Below are 20,051 nucleotides of genomic sequence, written 5' to 3' on the forward strand. Positions count from 1 at the left end.
CGGCCGCTCGTGCCGGGACCGGGCTCCCCCGCGTCGTGACGAGGAATGACATGACATCCACTCCGGGCACCGCTCCCGGCACCCCGCCGAGCGGTCGCCGCAGACTCGGACGCCGGGCGGGTACGGCCGCCGCCGCCGCCCTGCTGCTCGCGGCGATCCCCACGGCCGCGGCCGTCAGCGCCGACGCCGGCACCCCGAAGACCGCCACCGGCCCCCAGGGGCAGAAGCTGACCGTCTCGGCCACCACCGGACTCGACCCGGCGGGCGAGAAGGTCCGGGTCACCGGCGAAGGGTACGGCCTCCGATCCGGCATCTACGTCGCCCTGTGCAAGGACAACGGCGACGACCGGGTGCCCTCCCCCTGCCTGGGCGGCGCGGACATGAGCGGCGGCTCGAAGACCTCGCAGTGGATCGTGCCCCCGGGCGACCCCTACGAGGGCGACCTCGCCCGCGCCTTCGGGCCCGGCGGAACCTTCGACGTGGAGATCGAGATCTCGGCGAAGGGCGACGGCCTCGACTGCGCCACCGTGGCCTGCTCCCTCGTCACCCGGGCCGACCACCGCTCCAGCGGCGACCGGTCGCAGGACGTCCGCGTACCCGTCGCCTTCGCGGGCCAGGAGCCGGGCGAACCGGGCGAGGGCGTCGACGTGCCCGCGGGGACCGTCTCCTACAAGGCCGCCGCCGACTTCACCTCGGCCGGCAAGCCGCTGGACCTGCTGCTGCACCCCGACTCGAAGAAGCTGTACGTAGGCGCGGACAACCTGCCCGACACCGCGGACGTCGACGAGCGCGGGCTGCATGTGCTGAACCCCGAGGACGGCAAGGCCGAGAGCTGGATCAGCCAGGCCCCCGGGCCCACCGGGGAGGTGCGCGCCTCGGCGGCCGCCCGCATCGCGGGACCGCTGCCGGGCGACGGCGTCGTCTACAACTACCCGCTGCGGGGCGTCGGGAGCGCCAAGACCGGTGACGAGAAGGCCGCGGGCGTCTGGCTCACCGGGTCCACCATCACCGACATCGCCCCGGGTACGACCCCGGCCACGGTGCTGGTCGCCCAGGGCGCCAAGCTCTCCGAGATCGACCGGGCCACCGGAACGGCGACCCGCAGCCTCACCCTCCCGGGCGGCGCGCAGTTCGCCGCCGATCCGGCCCGGGGCGCGCTCTGGTTCAGCGACTTCGCGGCAGGGCAGGTGCACCGGGTGGACCTCGCGTCGTTCGCGGTCACCGCGTCCTTCGAACTGCCCGGCGCCCAGGGCATGGCCGGATTCACCGAGACGGACCCGGCCACCGGCGCGGTGTGGGTCGGCGTCAACCGGTCCGTGCTGGTCCTCGACGCCGCGGGCAAGCCGCTCAAGACGCTCGTCGGCGAGGACCTGGCCCGCGACGTCGCCTTCGACGCGGCGACGGGCCGGGCCTACGTCGTCCGGCAGGACGGCGGGGACCTCTCCGATCCGGCCAACGACAACAACGGCACGCTGACCGTGTACGACACCGAGGACTTCGCCGTGGCCGCGAAGGACCTGTCCCTGCCCGGCAACCACTCCCAGTCCGGCGCGGCCTCGCTCGCCGTCGAACCGGGTGGGGGCACCGTCTTCGTGACGAGCCCCGCCGAGGGCAAGATCACCAAGCTGGTCCGGCAGGTATCGCCGCTGGTGACCCGCGTACCCGCCGACCTGGCGGCCGAGGACGGCGAGGAAGTCACCCTCACCGCGGCGGCGGAGGGCTCCCCGGAGCCCGCGGTCCGCTGGCAGGTCAGCGCCGACGGCGCGGGGACCTGGAGAGACGTCGAGGGCGCGACCGGGCCGGCCCTCACGTTCACCGCGAGGACCGCGCAGGACGGCTACCGCTACCGCGCCGAGTTCCGCAACGACGTCGGCACCACCCGCACCTCGGCCGCGACGCTCACCGTCACGGCGGCAGCCACCGGCGGCGGGGAGACGGGCGGCGACAGCGGCGGCGACAGCGGCGGCAGCAGCACGACCGGCGGCGGCAGCACGGGAGGTAACGGCACAACAGGTTCCGGTACGGCGGGTGGCGAGGGCGGTACGCGGTCGGGCGGCGGCTCCACCACCGGCGGCGCCGGGTCCACCGGTACGGCCGACGGCTCCGGCGCGTCCGGTGGCACCGGCTCCACGGTCGGCGGCGGCACCGGGGCCGCCACCACGTCCGGCGGCGGCAGCCTGGCGGCCACCGGAGTCACCGTGATGTCGGCAACACTCGCGGCAGCGGCACTCGTTGGCACCGGGCTGCTGATCCACCGGCGCACCAGGAGGCGCACGGTCGGCGCGTCCTGATCCCGTAGCGGCGCCCCGACCCCTCGGGACGGGCGGGCCGATCCGTGAACCCCCTGGCCCCGCACACCGCCGGCCAGGGGGTTCCCGCGTTCCCGCCGCAGCGCACCGGGGCCGGGGCCCGCGGGCCGCGCCCCGGGCACCGCCCGGCACAAGCGCTTGCCGGTCGGCCCCTCCTTCAACATCCGTATCCACAAGGCGACATCGGATGGTTCCGGCCGATCGGCGGCGTCTGGAACGAGCCGTCTGAACTTCACGAGAACTCCAGCGAAATGGCACGTGTGTGGATATCGTGCACCGAGCGAGGGCGCATCCGTCAGTCCATGGGATCGGCGGATGCGTCCCGTTTGTGGGGGTGCGACTGGACTGGGGGGTTCATGGGGCATGTCGAAATACCTGATACCGACCTGACCGGGCCGGTGGGGCTCCGGGGCGCGCCGCGCCCCCGCACCGCCGCGTCCCGGAACCGCACTGCGGCCCTGGAACAGCTGTGGAGGGCCCCGACAGCACAGCGCGACCCGGCCGGCCGGGCGCCGGCCCGGCGGAAGCCGGCCCCCGGCCCGGCCCTCGCCGCACTGACCGACCTGCTGGGCCTGGCCGGTCCGGCCTGGCTGCTGCTGCGCGCCGGCGACCAGCCGCGCCCGGTGGCGGCCGCCCTAGTGGCGGGGCTGCTCTGGGCCGGGCTGCGCTGCGTCCGGGGGCGGTACACGGACCGGCCGGGGGCCGGGCCCGGCGGCACGCTCCGTCCGGTCGGGGACTGGCTCGTGCTCATCGGCCTGCTGGCCGTCCTGCACACGGCGGCGGGGAGCCCGGTGGACCCGGCCACGGCCGTCGTGGCCGTGACACCGGGGCTGCTCATCGCCACGGCGGTGGCGGGGCTGCGCCGGTGGCAGCCCTCCGGACGACGGGTCCGCCGCGTGCTGCTGGTCGGCGAGGCCTCGGGCGTGGGCCGGGCGGCCGAGCTGCTCAACTCCGGTACCGACCACGGCTACTGCCTGGTCGCCGCGATACCGGTGGGCACCGCCCGGCTGGAGCTGGACGGGGTGCAGGTGCCGGGGCGCCTCGCGGCCTGCCCGGCCGACGACGACGTGACGACGGTGCTCGGCGGGGTCTACGCCCACGCGGCGGACCTGGTGCTCGTGGCGCCCGGGCCCCAGCTGACCGGGGACCGGCTGCGCCGGCTCGGCTGGGGGCTGCACGACGGGGGCGTCGCCCTGTCCGTGGTCTCGGAGCTGTCCGGGGTGGCGGCCGAGCGGGTGCGTCCCGCCACCGCGGCCGGGCTCACCCTGCTGCACATCGCACCACCGCTGCGCGGGGGGCCGCAGGCGGTGCTGAAGAACGTGCTGGACCGCACGGGGGCCCTGTTCGGGCTGCTGGCCCTGACACCCCTGCTCCTGACGGTGGCGCTCAGCGTCCGGCTGTCCTCGCGGGGACCCGTCTTCCACCGGCAGGTCCGGCAGGGGCAGCACAACCGGCCGTTCACCATGTGGAAGTTCCGCACGATGGTTGCGGACGCGGAGAACCTCAAGGCGCGGCTGGCCGCGACCAACGAGGCGGACGGACCGCTGTTCAAGATGCGCGGCGACCCTCGGGTGACGCCGGTCGGGCGGCTGCTGCGACGGACGTCGATCGATGAACTCCCGCAGCTGGTCAACGTGTTGCTGGGCCAGATGTCGCTGGTGGGCCCGAGGCCGCCGCTGCCGGAGGAGGCCTCGCGCTACGACGAACGGGAGCACCGCCGGCTCGCCGTGAAGCCGGGCCTCACGGGGCTGTGGCAGGTGAGCGGCCGCTCCGATCTGACCTGGCAGGAGACCGTCGCGCTCGATCTCTGGTACGTCGACAACTGGTCGGTCGCCGCCGACATGGGACTCCTCGCCCGCACCGTGCGCGCCGTCACCGACGGCCGCGGGGCGTACTGAGGGAGGGGGCGTGCGGATGCGAGGGACACAGCCGGTTCGCCGCCGCGAGACACCTCTCGGCGGCGGCGAACAGTCACTGTGCGGGCTGGAGTTGGCCGAGCCACCAGGCGTACGTGCGGGCGATGCCGTCGCGCAGCGGGATCCGCGGTGTGAAGCCGAGGGAGGAGAGGCGGGTGACGTCGAGCAGCTTGCGGGGCGTCCCGTCGGGCTTCGACGTGTCCCAGCCGATGCTGCCCCGGTATCCCGTCACCTCCCGTACGGTCTCCGCGAGTTCGCGGATGGTGAGGTCGTCGCCGCAGCCGACGTTGACGGGCTCGTCGCCGTCGTAGGCCTCCAGCAGGGTGACGCAGGCGGCGGCGAGGTCGTCGACATGGAGGAACTCACGGCGCGGGGAGCCGGAGCCCCACAGGGTCACCTCGGGGGCCCCGTCCCGCCGCGCCTCGTGGAAGCGGCGGATCAGCGCGGGCAGCACGTGCGAGGTCTCCAGGTCGAAGTTGTCGCCGGGCCCGTAGAGATTGGTGGGCATGGCGCTGACGTAGGAGGCGCCGTACTGCCGCCGGTACGACTGGATCTGGACGATTCCGGCGATCTTGGCGAGGGCGTAGGCCTCGTTGGTGGGCTCCAGCTCGCCGGTGAGCAGCGCGTCCTCCCGGATCGGCTGGGGCGCGAGCCGGGGGTAGATGCACGACGAGCCGAGGAAGAGCAGCCGCTCGACCCCGGCCGTGTGCGCACCGGCGATCACGCTGAGCTGGATGCGCAGGTTGTCCTCCAGGAACTGCACGGGATACGTGCTGTTGGCCATGATCCCGCCGACCTTGGCGGCGGCCAGCACCACGGCGTCCGGGCGCACCTCCTTCAGATACGTCCCGGTCCGCGCGGCGTCACGCAGGTCGAGGAGGTCGCGGCCGCGGGTGAGCACCTCGTGGCCGTCGTCGGCGAGGCGGCGGGCCACCGCCGAGCCGACCAGGCCGCGGTGTCCCGCGACGAATATGCGGGAGCCGGGCCGCAGTAGGGAGCGGTCGGATTCCTGGGAAGGGACGGGAAGTTCGGTCGTCATGGCTCGGATTGTGCCAGCAGAAAGGGACTGCGGTGACACTTCGCCGCAGAACGCCCCAATTCAGATATGTCGGTGAACGTCGCCGCCGAGGCGATCAGCAGAGAAGGGGGAATCGTGGCGAAGACCGCGCTCATCACCGGAGTGACCGGCCAGGACGGTTCGTATCTGGCCGAGTTGTTGCTCGACAAGGGGTACACGGTGCACGGCCTCATACGCCGCTCCTCCAGCTTCAACACCGAGCGGATCGACCACATCTACCAGGGGCCCGAGGAGCCGGAGCGCTCCTTCGTCCTGCACCACGCGGACCTGTCCGACGGGGTGGCCCTGGTGAACCTGTTGCGCGACATCCAGCCCGACGAGGTCTACAACCTAGGTGCGCAGTCGCATGTGCGGGTGTCCTTCGACGCCCCGCTGTACACCGGTGACGTCACGGGCCTCGGCACCATCCGGCTTCTGGAGGCGGTCCGGGCCAGCGGCATCGAGACCCGGATCTACCAGGCCTCGTCCTCCGAAATGTTCGGCGCCAGCCCGCCCCCGCAGAACGAGGACACCTCGTTCCACCCGCGCAGCCCGTACAGCGTGGCGAAGGTCTACGCCTACTGGGCCACGGTCAACTACCGCGAGGCGTACGGCATGTTCGCGGTGAACGGGATCCTCTTCAACCATGAGTCGCCGCGCCGGGGCGAGACCTTCGTGACCCGGAAGATCACCCGGGGCGTCGCCCGGATCAAGGCCGGGCTCCAGGACCGGCTGCACCTGGGCAATCTGGACGCGATCCGGGACTGGGGATACGCGCCGGAGTACGTGGACGCCATGTGGCGGATGCTCCAGTGCGACACCCCCGACGACTACGTGGTCGCCACCGGTGAGGGCGTCAGCGTCCGGCAGTTCGTGGAGTTCGCCTTCGAGCACGCCGGGCTGGACTGGCACGAGCACGTGCGGTACGACCCGAAGTACGAACGGCCCAGCGAGGTCGACGCGTTGATCGGGGACGCGTCCAAGGCCGAGCAGCTGCTGGGCTGGAAGCCCGAGGTGAGGTCGCGCGAGCTCGCCCGCATCATGGTCGACGCCGACATCCGCCGACTGGACGACCAACTGAGCGGCGCCGCCGTCCGGGTGGACAGGTGAACAAGCCGGGCGGCACGCTCCCGCGCGTACGCCCGGCGGACCCGTCCGGCCCCGCGGCCGCCTCCACCGACGGCGGCCGCGCGGTGCCGTTCACCGGCGCCCTGACCGCATCGTCGGTCACCCCCAACTCCCGGCCGGCGCCAGCCGCGCCCGCGCTCGGGACGATCACCGGCGCGACCGCCGTCTCCACCGACCCGTCGGTGGAGCTCACCGCGCCGGCACCGGGCGGAGCCCTCGGCTCCGCCTACTCACTCGCCCGACCGGCGGCGGGACGGACAGTCCCGCGCTTCCGGTCGGACGAGGCAGCATCCGCGGCCTCCAGGCCGCAGCTCGAATCTCACCTTCGGAGCTGAATGATGAACGGAAGTACGGGGCAGAGAACCGGAGGACGCGGCCGTGTACGGGCCGCTTCCGCCGCTCTCGGCCTGCTGGCCGGAGCCCTGACCGCGACCGCGGCCGGGACCTCTCCGGCGGCGGCGCTGACACCACCGGTCGCCATCACCGCGGACGACCTCACCACCTGGCAGACCAACGGCATCGTCTGGTCGATGGCCGCCGGAGACGGCGTCGTCTACGCGGGCGGCACCTTCTCGACCCTGCGGCCCCCCACCGCCGCCCCCGGAACGGACGAACAGCCCGCGGTGAACTTCGCCGCGTTCGACGCGGCGACCGGGGCGCCCACCGACTGCTCGCTGTCCTTCACCATCTCCTCGGGAACCGCGACCGTCCGGGCCCTGGCGCTGTCCCCGGACGGCGGGACCCTGTACGCGGGCGGTCAGTTCGGGGCGGTGAACGGCGTCGGGGTGAGCAACATCGCGGCGATCGACACCGAGAGCTGCACGGTCAGCAACACCTTCAAGATCGGGGTCTCGGCGACCGTGCGGGGGCTCGCCGTCACCGACGACACGGTCTATCTGGCGGGCGACTTCACCACGGTCGGCGGCCAGACCAGGAACCACTTCGCCGCCGTCACGACCGGAGCCTCGCTGCTGCCCTTCACGGCCAACGCCGACGAGGTCGCCCGGGCGATCGAGGTGACCCCCGACGGGCGGAACGTGCTGCTCGGCGGGGACTTCTTCCGGATCAACGGAACGAACACCCACGCCCTGGCCGTGGTCGACGCGACCACCGGCCAACTCACCAAGTCCTACCCGGGATTCATCCACAACAACTCCACCGTCCAGGACATCACCACCGACGCCACCGGCTTCTACACCGGCAACGAGGGCACCGGCGGCGGGGTGTTCGACGGCCGGATCGCACTGGATCTCGACGACTTCGACCAGCGCTGGCGGGACACCTGCCTCGGCGCGACCCAGGCGGTGCTGGTGCACTCGGGCGTGCTGTACAGCGGCAGCCACGCCCACGACTGCGCCAGCATGGGGTCCTTCCCCGACCAGCCGCGCAAACATCTGCTGGCCCAGTCGGTCGACGACCCCAAGCTGCTCCCCTGGTTCCCGGACACCAACGACGGCATCGGCGAACCGGTCGGGCCGCGCGTGATGAGCCAGGCGAGCAGCGGAGGCCGCCACTACCTGTGGGTGGGCGGCGAGTTCACCACGGTCAACGGCGATCGGCAGCAGGGGCTGACCCGGTTCGCGGACGGCCCGGACACGGGTGCTCCCTGGGTGCCCAACGTCAGCCTGTCCACGCTGACCCCGGGGCGGATCGACGTGAACTGGCAGACCAGCTTCGACACCGACGACGGTGAGCTGACCTACCGGATCTACAAGGACGGCTCGAACACCCCGGTCCACACGACGACCGGCTACTCGGTCTTCTGGGACCGGCCCCAGCTGACCTGGACGGACACCGACGTCGAGCCGGGTGAGACCCACTCGTACCGGATCACCGCGAGCGACGGCGTCAACACCAGCGCGAAGTCCCCGGCCCAGTCGGCTACCGTGGCCGGCGCGTCGGAGGCGTACCCGGCCCGGGTCAGGTCCGACGGGGCGGGCCTCTACTGGCGCTACGACGAGGGCACGTCCACGTTCGCCCACGACAGCAGCGGGAATCTGAACAACGGCTTCCTGCGCAACGGCCCCGCCCACCGGGAGACCCCGGCGGCGGTCGCCGGGCCCTCGACGGCGATCGGCTTCAACGGAACCGACGAGTACGCGTACAGCAACCGGCTGCACGCCGCGCCGGGCCGGTTCTCGGTGGAGACCTGGATCAGGACCACCACCACCCGGGGCGGCAAGATCATCGGCTTCGGGAACAAGACGCAGCAGGACAGCACCCGTCAGGACAAGAACGTCTACATGCGCAACGACGGGCGGCTCGTGTTCGGCGTCCAGAGCAGTGGGGCACGGACCGTCACCACCCCGGCCGCCTACAACGACGGCCAGTGGCACCATGTCGTCGCCACCCAGGGCCCCCTGGGGCAGGGCATGGCGCTGTACGTCGACGGGCAGCTGCGCGCGTCGAACATCCTGGTCTCCGGCAACGACGGCAACCCCGGCTACTGGCGGGTCGGCGGGGACAACCTGTCCGGCTGGCCGAGCCGTCCGACGAGCAACTTCTTCGCCGGGCAGATCGACGAGACCGCCGTCTACCCGACCACGCTGACCGGTTCGCAGGTCAGCGCGCACTACGCCCTGAGGAATGGCTGATCCGATGAGGAACCCGTTCTTGGCCGGCGCCGTCGTCGTCATGACGACGGCGGCGCTGGCCGCCTGCGGTTCGTCCGCCGGCGGGAACGGTCCGGAGGCCGCGGGCGCCCAGCGCCCCGCGGCCTCCGGGCCCGCCGCCCCCGGCCCGTCCGACGGCACGCCCACCCCGCCCGCCACGCCCACCGCCGGGGAGCCCGAGGCGCCGGCCGCCACCGGCCCCTCCGCTCCCGCCACGGGCCCGAAGACACCGTCCGGCGAGATCACCCCGGCCACCGGGACGTTCACGAAGCAGCAGCAGGAGTATCTGGCGGACCGGGTGCCCCAGGGCATGGACCCGGCCGCCGTGCTCCAGACCGGCCAGGAGACCTGCGACAAGCTCCGCTATCTGGTCAAGGCCGACCGGGACACCGCCGTCGGCGCCATCGCGACGGGCGAGATCCCGGACGGGGCGGACGCGGTCGCCGGACTCTGCCCCCAGCACCAGGACCTGGTGGACGAGGCCGCGTACGCCTACCCGGACGGCACGCACACCGGGAAGAAGCTCCGGCCGGGCGTCTACCGGTCCGCCTCCCCCACCACGGGCTGCTCCTGGCAGATCGCCGGGTCCGGCGGCAAGGAGCTGTCCTCGGGCACGTCCGACACCGGCGCCTCCCGCACGATCACGATCCCGAAGTCCGCCCGCACGTTCACCTCCACAGGCTGCTACGCCTGGCTGCCCGAAGGAGCCGACGGATGACCGCAGGAAAGCCGAAGCTGCCGATAGCCGTGGCGATCCCCACGAAAAACGAGGGCCTGAACATCGCGGAGGCGGTGAGATCGGTGCTCGGCCACTTCGAGGCGGTCGTGGTGGTGGACTCCCACAGCACCGACGACACCGTCAAGATCGCCGAGGAGTGCGGGGCCGAGGTGATCACGTACACCTGGGACGGGGGCCACCCGCGGAAGAAGCAGTGGTGCCTGGAGAACGTCCGCACCGACCTGGACTGGATCCTGCTCCTGGACGGCGACGAGCGGCTGAGCCCCGGGCTGCTGGCCGAGCTGCGGGCGACCTTCCGGGACCCGGCGTCCCCGAGGCCGGCCGCGTACGACATACCGCTCGGCTACTGGTTCTCGGGGAAGCGGCTGCGGCACGGATACACCATCCGCAAGCGGTCGTTGACCGACCGGACCCGCTCCCACTATCCGGAGGTCGGGGACCTCGACGCCCCCGGCATCGGAGAGGTGGAGGGCCACTACCAGCCGGTCGCCGCGACGGTGGGGACGCTCACCCACCCGATCGAGCACCAGGACCTCGATCCGGTGACCGCCTGGTTCGAGCGGCACAACCGCTACTCGGACTGGGAGGCGTGGCTGGAGCAGCACCCCGGGGTGAAGGAGCAGGTGCGCCAGGTCAAGTCGCGCCAGGGGCAGTTGTTCCACAAGGCGCCGTTCAAGCCCGTGGTGTCCTTCGCCTACATGTATCTCTACAAGCGGGGTTTCCTGGACGGTCGGGCGGGTCTCGACTTCGCGCTGGCGATGAGTTTCTACCGCTGGCAGATCGCGCTCAAGTCGAGGGAGAAGCCGACGCGTTGACGAGTGGCGCGGTCACCACCCCCGCCTCCGGCGGACCACGTCCTCGTAGGTCCGCCGGAGGGTGGCGGTGACGGCCTCGATGGTGAACCGCTCGTTCACCAGCTCCCAGGCGGCCTTGCCCGCCTGCTCGGCGGCCTCCGGCTCCAGCAGCTCCAGGATCGCGTCGGCGACCTTGCGGGCGTTGGCCGCGTCCTCGCCGACCCGGCTGTCGATGACCCGGCCCGACCCCGCCCCGGCCACATCGGGGGCCTGACCGCAGGTGCGGGTGATGACGACCGGGGTGCCGACCGACATCGCCTCCAGCACCGAGACCGGGAACGGCTCCTCGATCGCCGGCAGCACATACACATCGGCCTCGCGGTCGGCTGCCAGGACCTGGTCGTGCTCCAACGGGCCCACGTGGTCGAGGGAGTCGGCCACCCCAAGCTTCCGGGCGAGGGCGAGGGTGCCGGCCAGCGCGCCGGTGTCCGGCCCGGCCAGCACGAACCGGGCGTCCGGGTGGCGGGCGAGGACGTGCGGCATCGCGGCGACGAAGTCCTCGGGCCGCTTGCGCTCCTGGATCCGGGCGAGGAAGAGCACGGTGGGCGGACGGCCGGGGGCGCGGGCGGGCTTGCGCTCCTGCGGGCGCACACCGTTGACCAGCCGTACGGTGCGGGTGAGCGGGACGGGGGCGGCGACGGCGTTCACATCGACCCGCTCCATCTCGGTGAGGTGCAGGACGGCGTCGGCGTCGCGCAGCACCTTGCGGACCCCGAGCAGGTCGGTGAGCTGGGCGACCCTCTTCTCGGTGGGGTCGATCATGCCGTGGGTCTGGACGACCAGGGGCGTCCGGGTCGCGAGCGCGAGGAGCGCCGCGGGCAGGGTCACCAGGTCCCGCATCAGATGGACGTGTACGAGGTCGGCGCCGCGCATCATGCGGCGCGCGGTGTTCAGCAGCGCCGCGGAGGTGATGCCGCTGACCTCGAACATCGGGAGCAGGTGCCGCGCCTGGAAGAGGTGGACCGGAACTCCCTCCACGTGGCGGGGCAGTTCACCGTCGGGGAAGCCGTCGCCGAGGGCCATGACGCGGGCGTCGTCCCCGGCCGCCCGCTGGACCCTGGACAGGTTGAACGCCACCCGGGTCGGACCGCCGAAGGCGTGGTCCGGAGTGTGGAGCGTGACAACATGCAGGATTTTCACCGGAGTTCCCCTCGATCATGGCCACTTGTTCACAGAGTAGCCATCGGTCTTCCTCAAGTGGGCGGATTCGTTAGAGTGTTCAGCGGTTCACTGATCCCTGGGGGGCGCATGACGTCGGTGCACACGTCGGCGCGGGGGGAGGCCGACCGCGCGGCCGCTCGTCCGGCGCGGCCGGGAGCTCCGGGCGGCCCCCCGGAGCCGCCCGAGCGGCCGATCGCCTGGTCGATGCTGTCGCGGGCGCTGTCCGTGCCGCTCGTCCTGGGGCTGGTCTGCTTCCTGCCCGCGGTGATCGCCGCCCAGCCCGGCAGCGGGGTCCGGGACACGGCGTACTGGCTCCAGCTGGTGCTGACCTGCTATGCGGGGGCCCGGCTGGCGACGATGATCCTCTCGACCCGGCGGCGGCTGCTCCAGGGCGTCTTCTGGATGTTCGTGTACATCGCGATGGGCGTGGCGCCGTTCGCCCAGGTGGTGATCGGGCAGACGCCGACGCCGATGGTGGGGCCGCGTCAGGACCTGGTGACCGCGATCGCGATGATCCTGGTGGGGTGTGCGGCCTACGACCTGGGGGCGCTGCTGGCCTCTCGGCGTCCGCTGCGCCGCCGTACCCCCTCCGCGCGGGGCTCGGGCGGAGGGCCGGCCCGGGCGCATCCGGTGCGGCTGCGGCTCCTCGTGCTGCTGGCCTTCGCGGCGAGCGCGTTCTACGTGCTGAAGCTGGGCGGGCCCGCGGTCTTCTTCTCCAGCCGGCAGGAGATCAACGAGACCGTCGCGGCGAGCGGGGTGGTGACGGAGGGGTCCAATGTGGGCTCGGCGTTCATCAAGGGCTTCGGCCAGGTCCCGGCGCTGCTGGCGCTGCTGTTCTACACCCGTCGGCTGGCGACGTCCCGTCGCGCCCGGCGTACCCCGTCGACGGTGCTGGTGTGGGTGGCGCTGGCGGCGTTGAACCTCGTGGTGAACAACCCGGTCTCCAATGCCCGTTACTGGTTCCTGACGGTGCTGATGGCGTTCGTGTTCACCGCGTTCCCGAGCAGTGCGGCGTTCTACCGCACGGTGCTGACGACGGGGGTGGTGGGGGCGCTGGTGGTGTTCCCGTACGCGGACAAGTTCCGGTACGAGGAGGGGGGTGAGCGGCCCGTGCAGTCGGCCTCGGTCTTCGATCCGCTGGTGACCAAGGACTACGACCAGATGGTGATGTTCGCCAACACCATCTCGTGGGTGGACACCCGGGGGCACACCTACGGCCGCCAGCTGACGGGCTCGGCGCTGTTCTTCGTGCCGCGTGCGGTGTGGAGCGGGAAGCCGGAGGACACCGGGGTCCGGGTCGGGCAGTGGATGGGGCTGCGGATGACCAACCTCTCGGCGCCGCTGTGGACCGAGTTCTGGGTCGATCTCGGCCCGGCCGGGATGGTCGGCGGGATGGCGCTGATCGGCTACGCGTCGGCCCGCACCGACCGCAGGTACGCGCTCGCGGTCACCCGGGCGGGGCCGGGGGCCGGCAGTGTGCTGGCGATCGCGGCCCCGCTGATCGCCGGATACACCTTCATCCTGTTGCGCGGGCCGCTGTTGCAGGCGGTGGGGAAGCTGGCCATCGCGGCGCTGTGCCTGATGCTGATCACCACGTTCAGGGAGCAGCGGGCAGCGCGTCGGCGCTGACGGGCTCCTGGGGCGCGGGCCCCCGGCGGCGGAGCCGGGCCACTCTGGTCCAGGTCGCGACGGCCTTGCAGAGCGAGCCCAGGGCGAGTCCCCAGGCGGCGCCCGGGACACCCCCGATGGCGTATCCGCCCGCGAGGAGCGCCACGGCGGTGAGCGAGAAGACGACCTGGACGGAGAGCGTGGTGCGCGGGTCGAGCATGCGCAGGGCGAGCAGCCCGCAGGTGCCGACGGCCATCGCCGCGTACTGGCTGCCGGTCGCGGGGAGCAGGGCGGCAGCCGTGGGCCAGGTGTCGCCTAGCAGTTCGCGTCCGGCGCGCGCGGGCAGCAGGGCGAGCACGGTGGCCCAGAGCGCGGCGGTCGCCGCGAGGACGGCGGCGAGAGCGGCGGTGGCCCGGACGCGGCGGCGTTCGTCGCCGATGCGGCCGAGCAGCGGGGGGCCGAAGGAGGTGGCCGAGGTGTAGAGCACGTTGAGCGGCCCGAACAGGGTGGTCGCCCCGCGCAGCGCACCGACGAGGAGCGGGTTGCCGACCGCGCCGAGGCCGAGGACCGACAGCTGACCGGTCGCGTTGCCGACGCCGAACTCGACGGTGAAGCGCTGTCCGAGATGGCCGCGCCGCAGCATCGGGCGCAGTCGGATCCGGGCCCCCGCGGTGGCCCGGTGGAGGAGAGCGGCCGACAGGAGCAGGGCGGGCAGCGCGGAGAGGCCCCAGGCGGCGATCAGGCGCGCCGGGGACGCCCCGTGGTCCTGCGCGGCGAGCGCCGCCAGCACACAGGCGAGGCGCAACAGGTCGGCGGTCAGGGCGAGATGGGGGCGCTGGAGGGTGGCGAAGGCGTACCGTCCCGCGTCCTGTCCCAGCACCACGGGCAGCACGAGGCCGAGCGTCATCAGCGCGCGGGCGGTGTCGCCGGGGACGAGGACGCAGACCGCCGCGAGCAGCGCGCCGAGGGCGGTCGAGGCGAGGACGGTGAAGGCGAGCGCGGACCGGCAGGCGCCCCGGGTCTCCTCCCCCGCGCCGCGCTTGAGGACCAGCGGCTGCCCGGTGTACGCGCCCGCGACGCCGAGGAGCACCGTGAAGACCAGGTAGACCGCGGAGAAGCGGGCGAAGTCGGAGACGGTGGAGAGCCGGGCGGCGGCGAGGAGCACCAGGATGTTGGTGAGCGCCGCCACACCTTGGTCCGCGACCGAGCAGAGGACGGCGGTGCGGGCTCTCACCTGCGCGCGGCCGGCTGGGTGAAGGCGCGCAGGCCGAGGGTCTCGGTGGGGTCGCCGGTGGTCTCGGGAGCGTCCGGCCGGGCGGTGGGGGCGGGGCCGCCGCCACCGCCCCGGCGTCGGGTCGGCTTCGCCCGTCGCTCCGCGCGCCGCAGCCGCCTGTGGCCGGGGTGGAGCAGCGCGCCGAGGACGGCGCCGCCGGAGGCGCCGATGATCTCGCGGATGCGTTCGAGGTCGCTGCGGTGCACCTCGCGCGGGTCGCAGACGACCATGACGCCCGCCACCCGGTCGACCAGGGCGACCGCGTCCGCGTAGGACAGGACGGGCGGGGCGAGGACGATGACGACGTTGCCGGTCCGGTCCGCCTCGGCGACGATGCGGCCGACGGGCGGGGAGGTCAGGGCGCGCGGGACGTTGTCGACGGTGGTCCCGGGGATCAGGGCGAAGGCCCCGGAGCCGGGCACGTCCACGTTGGTGCGGCCGCCGGCGGGCCAGCCGCCGCCCTCCTCGGCGGCCCAGCGCGGCGGGCGCACCTCGTGGGAGCCGGAGCCGAGGTCGCGGGCGAGCGATGGGGTGCGCAGGTCGGCCTCGACGAGCAGGACGTCGCGGCCCATCTCGGCGAAGGCGGCGGCCAGGTTGGCGGCCGCGGCGGCGGCCGCCGTGTTGTCGCCGCGGGGGGCGGTGACCAGCAGACGGCGGCTCTCGGCGAACGACGGGTCGTAGGCGAGCCGGAAGGCGACGGCGCGGTACTCCTCGGCCAGCCGGGAGGTGCCGCGCCCGATGGCGAGCAGGCTGCCCGCGGTGGCGCGCTCCCGGGGCAGGGTGCCGAGCAGGGGCGCGCCGAGCGAGCGGACCAGTTCGCGGGGGGAGCGTACGGCGGGGTCGAAGACGAGGCGCACCCAGGAGAGCAGCAGTCCCAGGGCGAGGCCGACGACGCCGCCGAGCCCGAGGAGCAGGGGCAGTCCCGGGCCGGTGGGCGACGTGGGGGCGACGGGCTTCTTGTTGAGGTAGCCGGGGGTGGTGTCCAGGGCCTTCAGTTCGGAGATCTTCCGGCTCAGCTCGGAGATGGAGACGATGATGTTGGCGCGGGCGCTGCTGACGTCGTCCTCCGCGCCCGTTCCCGTCTGGTCCTCCAGCAGGTCGCGCTTCTCCTCCAGCGGGCGGAGTTGCGCCCGGTAGCCGTCGGACATGTTCTGGATGCTCTCCAGGGTGCGCGCCTTGCGGTGGGCCAGGTAGGCCCCGGCGAGGGCTTCGGCGCGGGCGCGGGCCTGCTCGGGGGCTGCGGCGGTGTAGGAGAAGCGGAGGGTGAGGGTGTTGGGCGGGTTGGTGACCTGGAGCCCGGTGAGCAGCTTGCGGGCGGTGACGTCGTCGCCCGCCTTGAGGAGGGTCCCGGCGGCGAGGGTGCCCACCGTGTCGCTGACGGCGGTCTGGCGCTCGGAGCCGATGTTGATGCCCTTGTCCGCGGTGGATCCGGCGGCGAAGGGGTCGGAGATCGCCGAGCGGACGAGCACCTCGCCGGTGGCGGTGTAGGTGTCCTCGCCGCCGAGGGCGAGATAGCCGCCGCCGAGCAGGCCGACGACGACTCCGGTGGCCAGCAGGGAGCGGTAGCGCAGGAGTTGGCGGAACTGGTCGCGCAGGAGCGCCGGCTCGTCCTGGTCGTCCGGGGCGCGGTGGTGCGGGGTCATCGGCGGGGGCTCCCTTGTGCGTCCGGCAGGGCCTCGGCGAGCAGGTCGTCGAAGCGTGCGAGGCCCGCTTCCCGGCTCAGATGGCGGGCGACATAGTGCGGGCCCCCGGCCCCGAGGGCGTCGGCGGCGGCCGGGTCGGCGACCAGCTTCCGCACCGCTTCGAGCAGGGCGGCCGGGTCCTCGGGGGCGACGAGGACCCCGGCGCCCGAGCGGCGCACCTCGTCGGCGGTGCCGCCCTCGTCGGCGACGGAGGCGAGCACGGGGCGTCCGGAGGTGAAGTAGGAGGTGAGTTTGGAGGGGACGCTCATGTCGAGGACCGAGGCGCGCTGGGTGACCGCGAGGACGTCGGCGGCGGCGAGGACGTCGGTGAACTCCTCGGCCGCCGCGGGCTCCAGGAAGTCCACGTTGGCCAGCCCCCCGGCGCGGGCGCGCAGGGCGTCGCGCTGGTTGCCGTCGCCCATCAGGACGACGCGGACGTCGGGGGCGAGGCGGGCGGTGTCCACCAGGACGTCCAGCCCCTGCTTGAGCCCCATGTTGCCGGAGTGCAGGACGACCGGGGTGCCCTCGGGCCAGCCGAGCCGTGCGCGGGTCGCGGCCCGGTCGGCGGTGGGGCCCTGCACATGGGTCCAGTTGGGGACGAGGCGGATACGCCCGGGGTCGACGCCGAGAGCGGTGACGCCGGGGACGAAGCTCTCGTGGATGACGCCGACGAGGGCGGCCCCGCGCAGTGCGTACCGCTCGGCGGCCGCGGCGACGGTGGCGGCCCTGCCGCCGCCCCGGATGCCGCTCTGCGCGGCGGCGGCGCCCATCAGGTCCTGGACGACGGGCAGGTGGGGGACGCGGTGGCGACGGGCGAGGCGGGCTCCGATGACGCCGCCCGCGAGGCTGGGCATCTGGGAGATCACGGCGTCGGGGCGTCCGGGCGGCGGGGCGAACAGTCCGGTCGCGAGGACGCTCGCCTCGAACGCGGCACGCCGCAGAGCGGTCTGACGGGGCGGCACATAGTGCCGGCGCCGGTGCACGCCGACGCCGCCGCGTATCTCCACCGTCCTCCAGATGCCCCGGTACGCCTCCTCCAGCCGCCAGGAGGGGTAGTGCGGCATACCGGTGAGTGCCCGGACCCGGGCCCCGGACGCGGCCCAGTGCTCGGCCAGTTGGGTGGCGTACGGGCCTATGCCCGTGAGCTCCGGTGCGTAGTTGGTCGAAACCACCAGAAGTCGGCGGCCTCGTATCGGACTGGACCTTGACGCTTCGGACATCGGACGATCGCCTTCCCCCCACGACAGCCGCTGTCCCCTCCGGGGAACAGCCCCTGCCGAGCTTATCCGTTCACGGCTTGCACAAGTGTTCTTCACAGTAAGGTCGTTGGAACATCACCGGATCACGTTCACCGTGGGGGGAGAGATACGGATGGTGCAGCACAGGGTGGGTTACGCGCCCGGGGTGTACGACCTGTTCCACGTCGGGCACCTCAACATCCTGCGGCATGCCCGCAGTCAGTGCGACTACCTGGTCGCGGGGGTCGTGTCGGACGAGATGGCCGCCCTCGCCAAGGGGCACACGCCGGTGATCCCGCTCCGCGAACGACTGGAGATCGTCCGCAGCGTGCGCTTCGTGGACGCCGCGTTCGTGGAGACCGTGCCGGACAAGGTCGAGACCTGGCAGCAGGTCCGGTTCGACGTGATCTTCAAGGGGGACGACTGGCGGGGCACGGACAAGGGGGAGAGGCTGGAGCGCGACTTCGCCGAAGTGGGCGTGGAGGTCGTCTACTTCCCGTACACCGTGCACACGTCCAGCACCCAGTTGCGCCGGGCGCTGGACGTGCTCGTCAACCGGCCCGGAGCGCTTTCAGCTCCCTGAACCACTTGGCGAGGAAGGCCGCCAGGAACACCGCTTGCACCACCGCGAGCACGGCGTACCCGGCGCGGAAGGCCCCGGGTGCGCCGAGCAGCAGGAACACCAGGCAGAACACCCCGTAGTCGGCGGGCAGCAGCGCCACGGCCCGCACCCGGGAGACGGGCGCCGCCGCGTCCGGCGCCGCCCAGGACGGACCCCGGGCACTCACCGCCGCCTTGCCGAGCTGTTCGCGCAGCAGTCCCGCGCAGAAGGTCACCACCGCCGCCAGCTGGAAACCCAGTGGAAGCAACAGCCAAGCCTCGCTGGGCAGTTCACCGAAGCGGTAGAAGGAGATCAGGACCGCGGCGTGGACGAGCAGCAGCTTCCCGCAGTCCACGACATGGTCCAGCCACTCCCCGTCGGGCCCTCCCCGGCCGGTGAGCCGGGCGAGCTGCCCGTCGGCGGAGTCGAAGGCGAAGCCGACCGCCAGGGCCGCCCAGACCAGGGCGCCGAGCGCCCAGGACGGCTCGACGAGCGCGACCGACGCCACCGCGCCGTACGTGAAAAGCGCGCTCGTCAGCGTGACGTGATTGGGCGTCATTCCCATTCGGTACGCCCCGGCCGCGAGCACCCGCCCGGCGGGCCGGTTCACGTACCGCGAATAGAGCGAGACGCCCTTGGCGCTCTTCTGTGCGCCGCGCAGTTCGCGCAGCACTGTGCCCGTGCTTCCCATACGCCCCCCAGCGTCCGGCATTGCCCGCATCATGGCATGCGCACACCGGCCCGTGGGCGCTTTGGCGGGGACAGGACGGTGTGGGGATCAGACGCGTTCCAGCGGGCGGTGCGGCCCGGCGGGGAGTTCGGCGGTGACCGTGTCGCCGGGACGGACCACACCGCCGCGGCGGACCACGCTCATGACACCCGCCTTGCGCACGACCGCGCCCGTCGCGTCCCGGCCGACGACCTGCTTCAGCAGCCCTTCCTGGAAGGCCTCGATCTGGAGGCAGGGGTTGCGCAGGCCGGTGACCTCGACGACCGCGTCGTCGCCGATCCTCAAGCGCGTGCCGGTGGGGAGGGCGAGCAGGTCGATGCCCCGGGTGGTGAGGTTCTCACCCAGCTCTCCGGGAGCCACGGTGAATCCGGCGTCGGCCAGCTCCGTGAACAGTTCCTCGTGGATCAGGTGGACCTGCCGCAGATTGGGCTGGGTGGGGTCCTGCGCGACCCGGGACCGGTGCTTGACCGTCTCGCCCGCGTGGGCGTCGCCCTCGACGCCGAGTCCGGCAAGCAGCGTCACGCTGTCCCGGCTCTCCTTGCTGAACGTGTGCCCGCCACTGGTGCTGACCGCCGTGACCGCTCCGTACGTCATGCTTCCCTGCCCCCGCTCGTCCTGCGCGATGCGCGCTCTCCCGCGACCCTACGCCCGGTCGCGGAGCCGCACACGGAGCTCCCTTACGTCCGGGGTAATCGACGGTGCCCCGCCCCCCGGGCCAAGGTGGGGCCATCACCCCGGACCCACGGGGCGCAGAAGGAGAGGGCAGACCATGACCGCGTACGACGAGGCCGTCCAGCGCTACTTCGCCGCCTGGAACACCACCGGCGCCGAGGAGCGGGCGAAGGCCGTGGCCGCCGCGTTCACCACCGACGCCCGCTACACCGACCCGCTGGCCGACGTACGAGGACACGAGGGACTGGCGGCCGTGATCGGCGGCGTGCACGAGCAGTTCCCCGGCTTCCGGTTCCGGCCCGCCGGGACGGCCGACGGGCACCACGACCTGGTCCGGTTCTCCTGGGAGCTGGTCTCCCCCGCGGACGGCTCCGCGCCGGTGGCCGGGTTCGATGTGGCCCGGCTCGCCGACGACGGCCGGATCAGTTCGGTGAGTGGATTCCTGGACCGGGTACCGGGGGCCTGAAGCCC

At 73.0% G+C, this 20,051-nt stretch carries 16 protein-coding genes and 1 pseudogene; 10 read left to right on the forward strand and 7 right to left on the reverse strand.

Annotation, left to right across the window (positions count from 1 at the left end):
- Positions 1-50 precede the first annotated feature (50 nt).
- Positions 51-2,291 carry a hypothetical protein gene (locus AB0F29_RS14105; RefSeq protein WP_361871358.1) on the forward strand — a complete coding sequence of 747 codons (2,241 nt, stop codon included), beginning with the start codon at positions 51-53 and terminating at the stop codon, positions 2,289-2,291.
- A 374-nt stretch (positions 2,292-2,665) separates the two neighbouring features.
- The gene (locus AB0F29_RS14110; RefSeq protein ID WP_361871361.1) at positions 2,666-4,207 is read left to right on the forward strand and encodes a sugar transferase; all 1,542 of its coding nucleotides are present in this window, start codon (positions 2,666-2,668) and stop codon (positions 4,205-4,207) included.
- A gap of 73 nt (positions 4,208-4,280) precedes the next feature.
- On the opposite strand, the gene AB0F29_RS14115 is transcribed toward AB0F29_RS14110, so the two are convergent.
- Positions 4,281-5,264, reverse strand: a complete 984-nt coding sequence (locus AB0F29_RS14115) for a GDP-L-fucose synthase (RefSeq protein ID WP_361871363.1) — start codon at positions 5,262-5,264, stop codon at positions 4,281-4,283.
- A gap of 114 nt (positions 5,265-5,378) precedes the next feature.
- On the opposite strand from AB0F29_RS14115, the gene gmd reads away from it, so the two are divergent.
- From gmd to AB0F29_RS14140, 5 genes and pseudogenes are all read left to right on the forward strand, one after another.
- Positions 5,379-6,392 carry a GDP-mannose 4,6-dehydratase gene (gene gmd, locus AB0F29_RS14120; RefSeq protein ID WP_361871959.1) on the forward strand — a complete coding sequence of 338 codons (1,014 nt, stop codon included), beginning with the start codon at positions 5,379-5,381 and terminating at the stop codon, positions 6,390-6,392.
- Positions 6,389-6,745 (forward strand): hypothetical protein, encoded by a 357-nt coding sequence (locus AB0F29_RS14125; protein ID WP_361871366.1) that lies wholly within the window; start codon positions 6,389-6,391, stop codon positions 6,743-6,745. The genes gmd and AB0F29_RS14125 overlap by 4 nt, the downstream gene beginning before the upstream one ends.
- Complete coding sequence (locus AB0F29_RS14130) at positions 6,746-9,004, forward strand: LamG domain-containing protein (RefSeq protein ID WP_361871369.1); 2,259 nt, start codon at positions 6,746-6,748, stop codon at positions 9,002-9,004.
- 4 nt (positions 9,005-9,008) lie between these two features.
- A complete protein-coding gene (locus AB0F29_RS14135; protein ID WP_361871961.1) occupies positions 9,009-9,740 on the forward strand; it encodes a hypothetical protein in 732 nt (243 codons plus the stop codon).
- Positions 9,737-10,647 (forward strand): annotated as a pseudogene (locus AB0F29_RS14140) (glycosyltransferase family 2 protein). Before AB0F29_RS14135 ends, AB0F29_RS14140 begins: the two are co-directional and overlap by 4 nt.
- On the opposite strand, the gene AB0F29_RS14145 reads toward AB0F29_RS14140, so the two are convergent.
- Positions 10,589-11,755: a glycosyltransferase gene (locus AB0F29_RS14145; protein ID WP_361871370.1), complete on the reverse strand. Its 1,167-nt coding sequence runs from the start codon at positions 11,753-11,755 to the stop codon at positions 10,589-10,591. The pseudogene AB0F29_RS14140 and the gene AB0F29_RS14145 sit on opposite strands and share 59 nt — an antisense overlap.
- A 108-nt stretch (positions 11,756-11,863) precedes the next feature.
- On the opposite strand from AB0F29_RS14145, the gene AB0F29_RS14150 reads away from it, so the two are divergent.
- A complete protein-coding gene (locus tag AB0F29_RS14150; RefSeq protein ID WP_361871373.1) occupies positions 11,864-13,405 on the forward strand; it encodes a hypothetical protein in 1,542 nt (513 codons plus the stop codon).
- On the opposite strand, the gene AB0F29_RS14155 is transcribed toward AB0F29_RS14150, so the two are convergent.
- Genes AB0F29_RS14155 through AB0F29_RS14165 form a run of 3 tightly spaced genes read right to left on the reverse strand, consistent with a single transcriptional unit; the run spans position 13,374 to position 17,559 of the window.
- A complete protein-coding gene (locus AB0F29_RS14155) occupies positions 13,374-14,618 on the reverse strand; it encodes a hypothetical protein (protein WP_361871377.1) in 1,245 nt (414 codons plus the stop codon). The genes AB0F29_RS14150 and AB0F29_RS14155 overlap by 32 nt on opposite strands.
- On the reverse strand, positions 14,615-16,300 hold the full coding sequence (locus AB0F29_RS14160; protein WP_361871378.1) for a lipopolysaccharide biosynthesis protein: 1,686 nt from the start codon (positions 16,298-16,300) through the stop codon (positions 14,615-14,617). Before AB0F29_RS14160 ends, AB0F29_RS14155 begins: the two co-directional genes overlap by 4 nt.
- Entirely contained in the window at positions 16,297-17,559 is a 1,263-nt protein-coding gene (locus AB0F29_RS14165; protein ID WP_361871381.1) for a glycosyltransferase, read from the reverse strand. The genes AB0F29_RS14160 and AB0F29_RS14165 overlap by 4 nt, the downstream gene beginning before the upstream one ends.
- 151 nt (positions 17,560-17,710) lie before the next feature.
- Between AB0F29_RS14165 and AB0F29_RS14170 the strand changes: the two genes are divergently transcribed.
- Positions 17,711-18,160 carry an adenylyltransferase/cytidyltransferase family protein gene (locus tag AB0F29_RS14170; protein ID WP_361871384.1) on the forward strand — a complete coding sequence of 150 codons (450 nt, stop codon included), beginning with the start codon at positions 17,711-17,713 and terminating at the stop codon, positions 18,158-18,160.
- Here AB0F29_RS14170 and AB0F29_RS14175 read toward each other — a convergent pair.
- On the reverse strand, positions 18,129-18,869 hold the full coding sequence (locus tag AB0F29_RS14175) for a CDP-alcohol phosphatidyltransferase family protein (protein WP_361871387.1): 741 nt from the start codon (positions 18,867-18,869) through the stop codon (positions 18,129-18,131). The two genes, AB0F29_RS14170 and AB0F29_RS14175, sit on opposite strands and share 32 nt — an antisense overlap.
- A gap of 87 nt (positions 18,870-18,956) precedes the next feature.
- Positions 18,957-19,502 carry an MOSC domain-containing protein gene (locus tag AB0F29_RS14180; RefSeq protein WP_361871389.1) on the reverse strand — a complete coding sequence of 182 codons (546 nt, stop codon included), beginning with the start codon at positions 19,500-19,502 and terminating at the stop codon, positions 18,957-18,959.
- A 175-nt stretch (positions 19,503-19,677) separates the two neighbouring features.
- Between AB0F29_RS14180 and AB0F29_RS14185 the strand changes: the two genes are divergently transcribed.
- Positions 19,678-20,046 (forward strand): nuclear transport factor 2 family protein, encoded by a 369-nt coding sequence (locus AB0F29_RS14185; protein WP_361871391.1) that lies wholly within the window; start codon positions 19,678-19,680, stop codon positions 20,044-20,046.
- Positions 20,047-20,051: the final 5 nt, after the last annotated feature.

This window comes from Streptomyces sp. NPDC026589, assembly GCF_040638385.1.
In the GTDB taxonomy this organism is placed as follows: domain Bacteria; phylum Actinomycetota; class Actinomycetes; order Streptomycetales; family Streptomycetaceae; genus Streptomyces.

What these genes read in the sequence shown, in the direction of transcription:
- AB0F29_RS14105 (WP_361871358.1), top strand. Translation starts at nt 51, where the DNA reads ATGACATCCACTCCGGGCACCGCTCCCGGCACCCCGCCGAGCGGTCGC.
- AB0F29_RS14110 (WP_361871361.1), top strand. Translation starts at nt 2,666, where the DNA reads ATGGGGCATGTCGAAATACCTGATACCGACCTGACCGGGCCGGTGGGG.
- AB0F29_RS14115 (WP_361871363.1), bottom strand. Translation starts at nt 5,264, where the DNA reads ATGACGACCGAACTTCCCGTCCCTTCCCAGGAATCCGACCGCTCCCTA.
- AB0F29_RS14130 (WP_361871369.1), top strand. Translation starts at nt 6,746, where the DNA reads ATGATGAACGGAAGTACGGGGCAGAGAACCGGAGGACGCGGCCGTGTA.
- AB0F29_RS14135 (WP_361871961.1), top strand. Translation starts at nt 9,009, where the DNA reads ATGAGGAACCCGTTCTTGGCCGGCGCCGTCGTCGTCATGACGACGGCG.
- AB0F29_RS14150 (WP_361871373.1), top strand. Translation starts at nt 11,864, where the DNA reads ATGACGTCGGTGCACACGTCGGCGCGGGGGGAGGCCGACCGCGCGGCC.
- AB0F29_RS14160 (WP_361871378.1), bottom strand. Translation starts at nt 16,300, where the DNA reads ATGACCCCGCACCACCGCGCCCCGGACGACCAGGACGAGCCGGCGCTC.
- AB0F29_RS14165 (WP_361871381.1), bottom strand. Translation starts at nt 17,559, where the DNA reads ATGTCCGAAGCGTCAAGGTCCAGTCCGATACGAGGCCGCCGACTTCTG.
- AB0F29_RS14170 (WP_361871384.1), top strand. Translation starts at nt 17,711, where the DNA reads ATGGTGCAGCACAGGGTGGGTTACGCGCCCGGGGTGTACGACCTGTTC.
- AB0F29_RS14175 (WP_361871387.1), bottom strand. Translation starts at nt 18,869, where the DNA reads ATGGGAAGCACGGGCACAGTGCTGCGCGAACTGCGCGGCGCACAGAAG.
- AB0F29_RS14180 (WP_361871389.1), bottom strand. Translation starts at nt 19,502, where the DNA reads ATGACGTACGGAGCGGTCACGGCGGTCAGCACCAGTGGCGGGCACACG.
- AB0F29_RS14185 (WP_361871391.1), top strand. Translation starts at nt 19,678, where the DNA reads ATGACCGCGTACGACGAGGCCGTCCAGCGCTACTTCGCCGCCTGGAAC.